This is a genomic window from Vibrio splendidus (assembly GCF_024347615.1).
Taxonomy (GTDB): Bacteria; Pseudomonadota; Gammaproteobacteria; order Enterobacterales; family Vibrionaceae; genus Vibrio; species Vibrio splendidus.
On the sequence record NZ_AP025508.1, the window covers coordinates 2,522,576 to 2,535,325 of the forward strand.

The 12,750-nt window shown below is 41.9% G+C and carries 8 protein-coding genes; 2 read left to right on the forward strand and 6 right to left on the reverse strand.

Annotated elements, in window-relative coordinates:
* The first annotated feature begins 92 nt into the window (after positions 1-92).
* Entirely contained in the window at positions 93-971 is an 879-nt protein-coding gene (locus tag OCU90_RS11255; protein WP_061021749.1) for a helix-turn-helix domain-containing protein, read from the forward strand.
* A gap of 289 nt (positions 972-1,260) precedes the next feature.
* Here the strand turns inward: OCU90_RS11255 and OCU90_RS11260 are convergent, their stop codons facing one another.
* Both OCU90_RS11260 and OCU90_RS11265 read right to left on the reverse strand, forming a co-directional pair.
* Positions 1,261-2,592, reverse strand: coding sequence for a carbohydrate porin (locus OCU90_RS11260; protein ID WP_019821079.1), 1,332 nt, complete (start codon positions 2,590-2,592; stop codon positions 1,261-1,263).
* 455 nt (positions 2,593-3,047) lie between these two features.
* A complete protein-coding gene (locus OCU90_RS11265; protein ID WP_061021752.1) occupies positions 3,048-4,646 on the reverse strand; it encodes a glycoside hydrolase family 16 protein in 1,599 nt (532 codons plus the stop codon).
* 549 nt (positions 4,647-5,195) lie between these two features.
* On the opposite strand from OCU90_RS11265, the gene OCU90_RS11270 reads away from it, so the two are divergent.
* Positions 5,196-6,191 carry a LacI family DNA-binding transcriptional regulator gene (locus OCU90_RS11270; protein WP_061021754.1) on the forward strand — a complete coding sequence of 332 codons (996 nt, stop codon included), beginning with the start codon at positions 5,196-5,198 and terminating at the stop codon, positions 6,189-6,191.
* Positions 6,192-6,282: 91 nt separating this feature from the next.
* Here OCU90_RS11270 and OCU90_RS11275 read toward each other — a convergent pair whose 3' ends face one another.
* The 4 genes from OCU90_RS11275 to OCU90_RS11290 form a co-directional block, all read right to left on the reverse strand.
* The gene (locus OCU90_RS11275; RefSeq protein ID WP_061021757.1) at positions 6,283-9,726 is read right to left on the reverse strand and encodes a hypothetical protein; all 3,444 of its coding nucleotides are present in this window, start codon (positions 9,724-9,726) and stop codon (positions 6,283-6,285) included.
* A gap of 74 nt (positions 9,727-9,800) precedes the next feature.
* Positions 9,801-10,790 (reverse strand): ABC transporter ATP-binding protein, encoded by a 990-nt coding sequence (locus OCU90_RS11280; RefSeq protein ID WP_061021758.1) that lies wholly within the window; start codon positions 10,788-10,790, stop codon positions 9,801-9,803.
* Between the two features lie 10 nt (positions 10,791-10,800).
* Entirely contained in the window at positions 10,801-11,754 is a 954-nt protein-coding gene (locus OCU90_RS11285) for an ABC transporter ATP-binding protein (RefSeq protein ID WP_061021760.1), read from the reverse strand.
* Positions 11,754-12,743 carry an ABC transporter permease gene (locus OCU90_RS11290; protein WP_061021762.1) on the reverse strand — a complete coding sequence of 330 codons (990 nt, stop codon included), beginning with the start codon at positions 12,741-12,743 and terminating at the stop codon, positions 11,754-11,756. Before OCU90_RS11290 ends, OCU90_RS11285 begins: the two co-directional genes overlap by 1 nt.
* Positions 12,744-12,750: the final 7 nt, after the last annotated feature.

Below are 12,750 nucleotides of genomic sequence, written 5' to 3' on the forward strand. Positions count from 1 at the left end.
TAAAAGTTAATATTGTCTTTGTTCAAAAAATAGTAATCTTAACTACGGCGTGTAACTACCAAATAAGCGACAGTAATAGGTAAAATAGCGACATGAAAACCAAGTTTAGACTCCAAAGTCATCAGAGATATCCCCAGATAAAATTTGCCTATGTCGATGGGCATCACGATTTCGACTTTGACGTACATAGCCATGACTTTTCTGAACTTTTCTTAGTTGTGAGTGGTAGTGGAAAGCATACGGTAGCTACCCACACTTACCCTTTAAGTACAGGAGATGTATTTGTTATTAATGGGGATATTGAACATGGATTTTGTGAAGTAAATAAACTGAAGATTGTAAACTTGATGTTTGATACGGCATTGCCTTTTTTTGAGGTCCCTTCAATGCGTCAAATGCCAGGCTATCAAGCACTTTTCAAGGTAGAACCGATTGCTCGACAAGCATCTGAATATCAAGCAAAGCTTACGTTATCAGCTTCTCAGTTGAAACGAATCAATGAACTTCTACAACAAATCAAATCGGAATACGACAATGCAGAGCAGGGGTTTGAAATCATATTAACGAGCACAATGCAGCAACTTGCGATAGAACTTGCTCGGCGATATCAAGAACAGACCCATAGCTTACCAAAAACAACCCTAGCATTGAGCCGAGCACTTGCTCATATCGACAGCCATTACAAAGATGTGGGATTGGATACAGAAGCTATCGCGCAAGCGGCTTATATTAGTAAACGACAACTAGAAAGGCTATTTAGGCAATTTTTAAATACATCCCCAAATCAATACCTCAAAGGCCTTCAAATTAGACATTCGGCGACGCTATTATTAAACGACAGCAACAGTATCCAGCATATCGCTGAGTCTTGTGGGTTTTCTGACAGTAACTATTTTTCAAAGTGCTTTAAACTTCAAAATGGATGCAGCCCTCGAGAGTTTAGAAATCAACATGCTTGCCATAACTCATAATCCTTTACCCCTTAAGCCTTAAGCCTTAAAAGATTAGATATGCCACACATAAAAAAACCGCTTCTTTCGAAGCGGTCGATGAGTATCTTTGGCAAGAACACATTTGAAATGAAACTCAAATGTGGAAGACTCATAGCAATATAAATGAACCTCTATACGCTGCCAAACAAAAGGTCAACTATTGCAAAAAAATTACACCTGCAGCCCTGTCCGCCCTAATGACAATGGCCTAATACTAACGACTCCCCCAGTATATTTGGTGTAATTAAAAGGTCTGTAGAGAGGTGATTTACCACCACATGTCAGCTTGAATACCGACAACAAAGTCACCTTCTTTACCTGTACCGTCTTGCATTTCACCATCAAGGTAAGATGCCATGAAGCGAATCTCTGGGGATGGACCGAAGCCAGAGTGCACAACTAGAGTCGGTGCTACTGTTAACTTGTAATCATAAGAATTCTTTGACTCACCATTACGGTCTTCGTAGTTGTACATGTAACCAGCTTCGGTAGCGATAAAGAAGTTTTCTGAAATTGGGAACGTTGGTCGCACCATTGCTGATACCCAGCCGTCTGTATCGCCATTGTCAAAATCGTTGTACTGGGTTTGAAGAGAGTGGAAAATATTCACACCATTTTCAAAAAAGTACCCACCCCATGCTAAAGCACGTAGTGATACATCGTTTTCATCAACAGCCTTCAAACAAGACGTACCACAACCCGTACCTGTCGTTAACCAACTTTGATAGTCGCTACCAGGCTTGTACGTGTTGTAAGTCGTAAGAGTACCGCCTAAAAGGTTGCCCGAACCTAAGCCTTTACCAGCCTGCGCGATGTATTTAGTAAAGCCTTTATCTGACAACCCAAAGACAGACTCAGTGTGAACAATTGCCGTCATTTCATAGCCATTCTCAGCGAATGCTTCAGGGCCATTACCAAAACCTAAATCGACCATATTGTCTGGCATATACTTAGCCATAGCGTGAAGTTCAACACTGCCAAAGTTCACGCCAGCATGAAGTGCATGCATGATGTTGTTGCTGTCACCCCAGAAACTTGTATCGCCAGAGTCATCGCTTGCAATATAAGCAAAGTCCCACTTATTACCACCTAGCTCAACACCTTCAATACCAACACCAGTACCCGACATATCCGTGTAGAAAAAGTCGGTCATAAAAATGTAATTATCTTTACCATAAAAGCGCTTACCACCCCATACAACACCGGTTTCAGATACACCTTCAAACTCGACAAAAGTTTCTGCCATACCAATTTCGCTGTTGGTTGCATCGGCATTGGCACCAAGTTGGTTGGTTGCATATTCCGCATTGTTGGCTGCAGCTCGTGTTTTGATTCGAATTTTCTGACCACCGTCATTCTCAAAATTTTTCTGCAGTGCAACTTCAAAGTGGCTATCCGACTCAACACCCAATCGACCTAAACGCTCTTTTGATGCTGGGAACTTTGCACGTTTAAAATCATCATTTTCACTGAATAGAACACCAGCACGGAAATAACCGTGAAATTCAAATCCATCCGATTTTTCGGCATGTACAGCAGGTGCAGTAGACAAGCCAGCTGTAGCGACTAAACAAGCAAGGGTAAGCTTAGAAAGTTTCATAATAACTCCATGTTCCAAATTATACTTTCGCAAAGAAAGCGCTTTCTTTATTTTTCTTAAAAAAACCAATCGAACAGATTTAAAGAAGATCAAATCTAAGCCCACATTCACTATGCACTCTTAACCTTATTGGCTTTAACCGCTCAGTTGGTATGGAAAGAGTATAAATCGATCTCGTGAATATAAACCGTGATCAATCCCACCAAAGAAAGCGCTTTCTTATGCGTGAGTCACAAAAATAGAGATGTTAAGTATTTTGTTTGAACAATCATGGAACCAAGTAAAATGCCACTGTTCACATATTAAAGACGAATTGCTCCGTTCAATCACTCAGAACCAGTTTCGAAATACAACGTCGGTTGTCTTCCTCAAATAATCGTCGAAATAAAAAGGGAACATACATTGTATGTTCCCTTTATATTCAGACTTTTATTCAAGCTCTTTTGTTAACAGGCTTACTTTTCAAATCGAATATTGTCTAGTTTAAAACTCATTTCTCCTTGAGGCTCAAACACTAAAAGGTTAGTGATCATTATTGGATCAGCTTGATTCCCACCAGCAAAACGGTTTTCTCTCTTTAAAATGTCTGCGATTGGAATACGTACCGTCTTCCATTCATTCATTGCTGATAGCGGCACGGTATAGTCACTTGTTTTCGGCCAACCACTGTCCATCTTAACCAATAGTTCAACCCCGTCGGCCATACTCTCAACTTTCAAATCAAAGACCAGTTCACCCGTTTCTTGCCAATGTGTCACATCTGTTACAGGAGAACGAAAATAGATATTTCCTGAACCTCCTTTCTTATTCACTTGTAGCACTGTTCCACGATCTGGTTCGGTCACCTCTTGATAGTCAACAATATCCAATGGGTCATAACTTGCATAAGCCAAGCTTGCGTTAAGAGTTTCGGTAAAAATCTCCAACGTTGGTCCATCAGCATAACTATCATCGGTTGCTAAGATCTCTGGAGCTTCGTGCCCTATCACTTGTATTGCATGTTCAGAGCGACTTGCACACCCTTTTCCTTTCCAACGATCAACCTTACAGCGGTATACCTTTACTGAATCAACTAGCATTGTTTTCGGAAACAAACCTTCGTCGATGCCTTTATCATTTGCGTTCGCTGACCACGCCCCACCGACAGCCAAGTTCAATAACAAATGAAACTTTTCATCAAACGGAGCTGCTCCACTCGCATTAATGAGTTTCCCTTCTTCCGCTTCATATTGGCTGTACCAGCCCTCTTGAGTTTGAGTCGCGTAATGAATATTGTCTACATACCAACGAATTTCACCTTCTTCCCACTCAATCGCGTATGTATGGAAGCCATCAGTTGGGTTCACACCATTTGACAATATCGCGGCCTGCCCTTTATAAACATTGTCTGGCCAATTTCGTCCGTAATGTAACGTCCCATAGACTCGGCTCTCTAGATCATCATTTTTCGCTCCCGCCGCATCTGAAAGTGTGTTTAGGTTAACCGCTTCCATAATATCGATTTCGCCAGAAGCTGCCCATGTGCCGTATTTATTGTCGGTTGGCAGCATCCAAATTGCGGGCCATGAACCTTGTCCACCAGGTAACTTTGCTCTGATTTCATAACGGCCATATTTGGTGTCACGCTTGTCTTTTGTACTTAGCCTCGCAGAAGTATAAGGGAGTGTTTTAGTTGCTCCGCCAATCGTACCTTCGGCATTGTCAGGCCCAGTATGACTTTGCTTCAGCGCGACAATGTGTAAAAAGCCATCTTTAACAAATGCGTTATTAGGATCATCCGTGTAGCACTGTTGTTCATTGTTCCCTCCTCCCCAACAGTTCACTTCTAATGACCAATTACGTTTATCTATTTGCTCGCCTTCAAACTGGTCTTCCCACACCAATTGCCAGTCTGGACTTAACGTAACTGGATCATGGGATAGCACGATCGGTTTTTCAGTTTGAGCTAAGTCAGCACTTTCGGATACCGGCAGCTCTATCGCCGTGCAACCAGACATCAAAGCGGCAGAAATAAAAGACGTTAATATCTTTACCTGATTGGTTAGATCTTGCATTACAACTCCTTGTATCACGACTTTCTAAGCAGGCGACACTTAATATCGGAGCCCATAACAGAAAGTCGATAAATGAATAACTCCGCGAGCATGGACCCAATATGCCATGCACGACCGTTTCAAAATGAGTATATAAAAGTGCATAGTTCAAAAAAGAGACAACGCTCACCTTAAGAAAGCGCTTTCTTGTTGGGTTTCACATTTTGCTAAAGTTCATTGCGGTTTTTATAGATTCCCAAGAATTTTCATAACCCGATTATCTGTGATAACGCCCTAGTAGCCCTTTATTCTCAGACTTCTATTTTATCTAGTTCATAACTAAGATCAGAAAAACAGATTCACTTTAACTACAACAACAAAGAAAGCGCTTGCTTGATATTTAATCGAGTATATGAAAATATTCGTTACCTTACTTTGTATGCTTAACCTTCAAATTTAGCGTTAAGCAGTTCAGAGTTTTTAAATATTAATCATTGGATTACTAGGCTCTTATTGATCACGAAGGTAATATAGCTTAGTTCACTCCTTGTAGAGATAAGGCCACTACCATTGATCACCATTAAAGAAGTATCTGAACTTGCTCAAGTTTCTCAATCAACCGTCTCACGAGCATTAAATGGTCACCCTACGGTAAAGGAAGCCAACCGCGAAAAAGTATTCAAAGCTATTGAGCAACTGGGCTACAAGCCTAATGCGTTTGCACAAGCTCTAGCCTCCAGCCGTTCAAATAGCATTGGCATGCTAGTAGGTTCGCTTGATGGGCCTTTCTATGGGCCATTAATGCATACAGCTGAAGATACCGTTCGCCAAAATAATATTCACTTAATCGTTACAAGTGGCCAGGAATCACGAACCAAAGAGCTCGATTCTATCCAGTTTTTGCAATCTAAACTTGTAGATGGCCTCATTGTTCACTCAGACAAGCTCAGTGATGACGAGCTGATCAAAATCGCGAAAGACAGTGAAACAATGATTGTTCTCAACCGTTTTATTCCTGAGATTTCTGATCGCTGTATTTACATTGATAATGAGCTTGGTGGCTACCTTGCAACGAAGCACTTACTTGAAAATGGGCATAAAAAAGTCGCTTGTATCACAGGCCAGTTGAGTAAAGTTGATAGTAGAGATCGCTTTCAAGGATATCGAAATGCCTTGTTAGAGTACGGTGTCGAGTACAACGCAGGGCTGTTTGTAGAGGGGCGTTTTGATCATCAAGGCAACCATGATGCTGCGCGACGCTTGTTAGACCGAGACCCTGAGATCACCGCGATTTTCTGTCAAAATGACAACATCGCGCTTGCTGTATATGACGTAGCAGCAGAGCGAAACCTCATTATTGGGCGAGACCTTTCGGTCGTAGGCTTCGATAACGATACTCACAGCCAGCATATTCGTCCTCGCTTATCGACGGTCGACTTTCCTGTCCATGAGATGGGAGAAGAAGCTGCAAAAGGTGTTTTATCGTTAATTAATAAACGCGACTACCCATTGAAGCACAAACTAACACCGACATTGATTGTAAGAGAATCTGTGGCTAAGCTTTGATTTTCGTAAATCAAACACCCCATTTTTTTACACTTAAAAGAAAGGCTCTAAGTATTCACTTAGAGCCTTTTTATTTCGCTTTAAATTAGAATTAGAGTAACTGGTGCTTTGACAACACGACAATGACTTTCTCAATGAGACCACTACGAGAAAAGAGCTGTGAAGCCATTTCATGATTTATCGTTAACGATGCAAATGCCTCACTTGTTCCATCTTTAAACTGAACTTCAATACCCTGTGTTGGCTCATCATTGAGTTGGTAAATAAATGGCACCTGACAGTAAGTAAAAGCCAGTTGCCCAGCCTGAACAATAAAGCTCTGCATTTGCCCTTCAATATTTTGGCAGTCAAAAGTCGCCGCTTTTTGTAAGAACTCTTTAGGACTAAGAAGTGATGGATTAATAACAATTGTACCATCAACGACCTCTAGACCTAGCTCTCCAAAACGGGTAATCACTTCTTCCTTAACTTGCCCTGTCATCCCTGGCTGCTGTGCTCCAGAGTGCTTTGGCGTATGAGAATATGGATCCGTCGGAAACGCACCGTAGTTTTCCGGCGTTTTGTTGAAGCCAATACCAGCTCTTACTTTGTAATAGTAATCCGCTAATTTAAGAGTTTCCTGGCTATTGGAATCCATACTCCAAGCATGCTGATAGTTTTCTTGCACAGCTAGCAGCAACTTAGAAACCATATGCCAATAGATACAACCTAAACCTTCATAACCAAACATGGTTCCCGAACGCCCAGTAAAGGCTTTGTGGTTGAATACACGCTCATACAAACTAGATATATGACTAAATTCATCATCACTAATTGCCGGGTAATCGACTTTAATTTCATCAATCGCAGTCTGAAGGAAACCTTTGTTTTCAAAACTTGAATTGAAGTGGTAAGAACCTTTGCTGTCTTGGTTTACTAATCGGTTATCTTTGGCAACAACCATCATGCTTAACAATTTGCTCTGATCAATGTCTTTAGCGTCTAAACAGTTTTTGTCCATAAAAGAAGCCAGCTCACGGTCAGGGTAAAGCATGAAGCTATTTTGATCAGCACGATACATGTCACTAGCAAACAATTTATCCAACAACTCAACCGCTTGTTTAGGTGATAATAGACCCGAACTTAATACTGCAACTTGCCCTTCCAGCATCGGGTAAAGCTCTTCAACCATTAAGCTCTCACCAGAACAACTCAAGATGTTATACGCATTGTATAAGCCGTCTTCACGCAAGTTGTTTGTAATCGTAGAATCTAGGACTTTTAAGCTCGCGCCCATCAATTGAACAATCGCTTCTTTCTCAACTTTCGTTTTCCCTGAGAAACCATTTACTCGGTAAACTCGCTCACGATAGTTAGCAGCAGATTTAGCCAGCTTAGTCAGCATTGCTTTACGAGTTTGACGAGTTACCGTATCTTGACGAATCTCTGTATTTGCCTCAGAAACAATCTGTGTAACAGAAGACATCCACTCAAACACTTCTTTGGAAATACTGTATGAAGATGGTGACTTCTCTAACAGGCGCTGCATAAAGGCAACATAGCGACGCATGTAGTACAAGGTTACCATTGAAAGACCGTTGCCAACGATAGCGTTGTTTGCATCATTCCATTCAGGGCGTTGTGTATTGAGCCAAATACCACCATCAAGCACTAAGTTACTCAATTTCGCCAACAAAGGTACGAGTATCTTCTCCATTAAGTTGACCATATAAACTTCTTGGTCACCCGTCATCAACAAGCGACCGTCACTGCCTAAGCTCTTGACACGTTGCTCTGTCAATTCCTGCAGGTCTTGGTTGAACTCTACGGTATCTTTAGGGTTGTCAAAGAGACCTTGAACTCCGCAAAGCTCATAAGGCACATTGGCATAACTAAAAATGTCACTTTCTAGTAATTCGATCAGGTCGCTTTGCTCAAATTTGTCTGCCAACTCAAGGAATTTTAATAGATAGATGATTTGATGATCGCCCCAGTAACCAATGTTACTCCAAGGATCATCCGCCTCTAACAGCTCCCAATCTACACCATCTTTAGTAATTCGATACGGATTGTAGCCATCCACCGTTGAAGCATTAACAAACTTAGAGATGAATGATTTGATGAACCCTGGATAACTAAGAGCCATCGCTTCCCAGTTTTGGAAAATATCACGCCAGTTGCCTTGATAAGAAAGTAAGCGTTCGCCATTTTCATCTTTGAGCTTAATCTCATAGTGGTTCCAAGGGCGACTAGGGTCACCATGACGACGTCCAAAAGTAAGCGGTAGATATTCGTAGCTCAATCGGACTAGTTGTGAATCCCCAGTCGCTTTCGCTCGAGAAACTAACTCTGCATGACTAAAAGCCGTACCTAGCTGTTTGAAAAAGTCTTGGTGACGACCAGCAACCTGAGAGTTCGCCTTTTGCATGGTTTTAACCACGTCGGCTTTCTCTAGGATGTAGCCGTTCTCAAAAACGCCACCACGCATGTTATTGAACAACACATTGGCATAATGGTGAACGCTTGTATTTTCTTCAGCTGTTATTTGCCACGCATCCGCGCCAGACATTAATGTGATTAATTCATTTTGATTATCTGCAATGCTCTTTTCTAAAGCTAGTGCTAGGTTAGCAGGAACAGAGAGCTCAGATTGAAGCTGACAGATATCGGAATGAGTCTTGTCTATATCAGCGACAATCGACCAAACTTTGGTTTGATGTGCTCGCAACGTCAGAGACTTATAAACTAAATAGCTTCCTCTAATCCCTTTCGTTAAAGGTTCACTTGTAATCGCTCGACCTTTTCTGAACGCATTAACTTGAGCACTCGTCAATAAAACTTGGCTGCTTTCCGTTTCTAAGCTGAAGACTGTCGTCGCTAGCAAAGATTCAGCAGGGTCAGCTCTATCACTCAATTTCGCGTACATGCTGAACAGAGCTAATGAACTACCATCAACTTGTTCATTCCACTTGTACGCATCAACTAATGCACTTCTTGTTTGAAGAGCTGATAACGGAGCGCCTGAAGGAAGTATGTTCTGTAAGCCATCTAGTGCTTCGACTTTACGCTCGAAGCTCGCTAGATTGGTCAGTTTTGAACGACGAATAAAGCCGTATTTTTCACTCGTATTCCAGCTGTATTGGAACTGTAGTTGCAAAGTATGGTTTATCTCTTCAAATACGATTTTGTCTCCAATCGTATTTTTATAAAGATTGCGTTCAACATCAAAAATACCATCATGGAATGTATTAAACGGTTCCCAAAGTACAACCTTATCGCCATGTTCAATACGGAAGATGGATTTTGAGCCGGTGTTTTCCGCATTTTCATGAATATGGTCAACAGACTTGTAAGGAAAAAGCGCATTTTCCGGACGAATGCGTCCAGCTGAAAGGCTGCCTGTTGATGAAATAAATAACCAGTGATCGCTCGACGATACAACGCTAATAAAGAATGGCGTCATTTGGTCAACATTAGAGATTTGGTAGTAACGCTCACCATCTAAATCAACGAACTTGCCATCGACCTCTGGTGTTGAGTTGTAGTCTTGTTTCATATCAAAATTCCAAAAAATTCTTACACTTAAGTTTTGAAAGCGCTTTCTTTTGCGTTTCAAAAAGGATTTAAAGTTTACAAATGATGACAACGAGCAAAATGCTCTTCTGCAATTTGAGTCGGTTCTGGTATTGATTGCGTGCAAAGTTTATCGGCTTTCATACAACGGCTTGCGAACGGGCAACCTACGCTACTTGGCTTCCAAGAAGGGATATCGCCTTTTTTCACATTCATATCGCGCTTACCTGATTTACCGACTTCAGGTACCGCTGAAAGCAACAGCTTAGAATATGGGTGTTGTGGATTCTGCGTTACATTGTCGCTATTGCCCCACTCCACCATATGTCCAACGTACATAACTGCCGTTTTCTCAGCAAAATAACGCGCCGTCGCGATGTCATGAGTAATGTACATAAACGAAATACCATGCTTATCTTTCAAGTCAGCCATTAGGTTTAGGATTCCTAATCGAACGGACACATCAAGCATTGAGATAGGCTCGTCCGCCAATATAACTTCAGGACTCACTGCAATTGCACGTGCGATAGCCACACGTTGTCGTTGTCCACCACTCAATTCATGGGGGTATTTCTCTGCTGTCTCTTTTACTGGCGTCAATCCAACCATTTCGAGTAGTTCATAAACAAGGTTAGGAACCGCTTCTTTTTCTGCTCGTTTATGAATAAGTAATGGTCGCGCAATATGGTGATAAATCGTGTGCACAGGATTCAGCGAACCAAACGGGTCTTGAAAAATCATTTGCACTTGGCGTGCATATTCAAGCTCACCATGTTTTTCAATATAGTCAGATAATGGCTCGCCCTTAAATTCAATATCCCCGGCAGTTTTATCGTAAATACGAGTTAGAATTCGAGCGCCTGTACTTTTCCCAGAACCAGATTCGCCAACAATCGCTAATGCTTCTCCTTTTCTAAGATCAAATGAAACATCATTAACCGCTCGCATCATGTTGCTTTTCACTGACTGACCAAGTGGAAAATCTTTTACCAAGTTCTTAACTGATAAGATAACTTCGCTTTTATCGACGTTATTTAAAGTATTCATAATCTTTCGCTCAAACTAGATGACAAGATACGTGATGCCCAGTCGCAACTGTGCCCAAACGAGGTTCACTTTTGATGCACATTGAAATGCATTCGCCACATCGCTCTTGGAAGTTACATCCCTGAGGAGTATCGAGTAAGTTGACGGGATTTCCAGGGATCCCATACAAGCGTTCTTTTGGCCCATGAATAGTCGGGAATGAAGAGATAAGCCCTTTTGTATAAGGATGCTTGGGGTCACTAAATACCGTTTTAGCATCGCCTAACTCAATAAGGTTACCCGCGTACATCACGCCAATTCGATCAGCAATCTCACCCATCAAACTTAAGTCATGGCTAATAAATAGAATGGAGAAACCAAACTTACTCTTGAGCTCATACAGTTCATTCAATATTTCACGTTCAACAACCACATCGAGTGCCGTCGTAGGCTCGTCCATGATGATCAGCTTAGGCTCCAACGCCAATGCAATTGCGATAACAACACGCTGGCGCATTCCCCCACTGAGTTGATGGGGAAAGCTCGACATTCTATCGCCGTGCATCCCGACCGTTTCTAATAACTCAACCGCACGCTCATGAGCCTGCTTATAAGGTGTCTTTTTATGCGCAAGAATAACGTCTGTTAACTGCTCACCAATAGTAATGACAGGGTTAAGTGAGTTCATTGCGCTTTGAAAAACAATAGAAACATCATTCCAGCGGAAGTCACGTAACTGCTTGTTATTCATTTTTAAAACATCTTGCCCTTTGTAAAGTATCTCGCCTTCAGAGATAAGGGCTGGTGCTTTATGGAGCCTTGATATTGCAAAAGCCAATGTACTTTTACCGCAACCAGACTCACCAGCAATACCGAGCGTTTCACCGGGCGCAATGGAAATACTTACGTCGTTTACGGCTCTCGCTACACCATTAGGAGAAACGTAATCAACACACAGATTATTGATTTCTAGTAGCTTGCTCATTATAAACCTCGGCGTTTGTCTGCTTCTTTTTTAAGTTTGTGCCACAGTTTGATATGTGGGCCCGTACGCAATTTAGGGTTGCTTACTTGGTCAATGGACATGTTAATCAGTGCTAATCCACCACCAGTAATCGCTAACGCTAATGCAGGAACCATCATTTCCCACCATGCTCCGGTATATAGCGACGAAGATGTCTGTGCCCAATACAACATTGAACCCCAACTCACTTCCGTTGCATCACCTAAACCTAAAATACCAAGACCAGCTTCAGATCCCATTGCGTAGATAACTGTGCCAAGGAAGCCACCAAAAACAATCGAAACTAAGTTAGGTAAAATCTCGACTAAAATAATACGAATTTTTGATTCACCCATAACCTCTGCAGAAATGATAAATTCTTTGCTTCTAATTGCCATCGTCTGTGCACGAATTACCCTCGCCCCCCAAGGCCAGGAGGTTATTCCTAACAACATAGTGATAACCAACGAACCGACTTGCCCTAAGAATGCAGCGAGAACAATCAGCAAGGGTAGCTGAGGAAACACGAGAAATACGTTAGTAATAAAGTTCAAGCGCTCATCAATTTTTCCGCCAAAGTAGCCAGAAGAAACGCCGACTAAAACTGCGATAGTCATTGCAATTACGCCCGCAGAGATCGCAACAGTCAGTGACTTTCTCGCCCCAAAAAGAACTTGGCTATATACATCACGCCCGCTACGAGTTGTGCCCATAATATGTTCAGCACTTGGTGCTTCATGCGGGCGCGCAACACGCTTTTCGGGATTGTGCGTTGATAAAACAGGGGCAAATAGTGCACCAGCTAAAACTATCGTAAGTAAAAAAGTACCGATGATTGCTGGTGGGTTACCGTAGAAAAAAGCATAGGCTTTACCTAATGTTTTCTTTGCATTTTTCCACGACCATTTCGGCTCACGTACCGGTATATTTGTTCGCTTCGAAATTTTTTGAGTGTCAATTAAGTTATCCATGATGTGC

Coding starts and splice junctions, on each gene's coding strand:
- OCU90_RS11260 (WP_019821079.1), bottom strand. CDS start 2,592: ATGAAACTTTCTAAGCTTACCCTTGCTTGTTTAGTCGCTACAGCTGGC.
- OCU90_RS11280 (WP_061021758.1), bottom strand. CDS start 10,790: ATGAATACTTTAAATAACGTCGATAAAAGCGAAGTTATCTTATCAGTT.
- OCU90_RS11255 (WP_061021749.1), top strand. CDS start 93: ATGAAAACCAAGTTTAGACTCCAAAGTCATCAGAGATATCCCCAGATA.
- OCU90_RS11265 (WP_061021752.1), bottom strand. CDS start 4,646: ATGCAAGATCTAACCAATCAGGTAAAGATATTAACGTCTTTTATTTCT.
- OCU90_RS11275 (WP_061021757.1), bottom strand. CDS start 9,726: ATGAAACAAGACTACAACTCAACACCAGAGGTCGATGGCAAGTTCGTT.
- OCU90_RS11290 (WP_061021762.1), bottom strand. CDS start 12,743: ATGGATAACTTAATTGACACTCAAAAAATTTCGAAGCGAACAAATATA.
- OCU90_RS11285 (WP_061021760.1), bottom strand. CDS start 11,754: ATGAGCAAGCTACTAGAAATCAATAATCTGTGTGTTGATTACGTTTCT.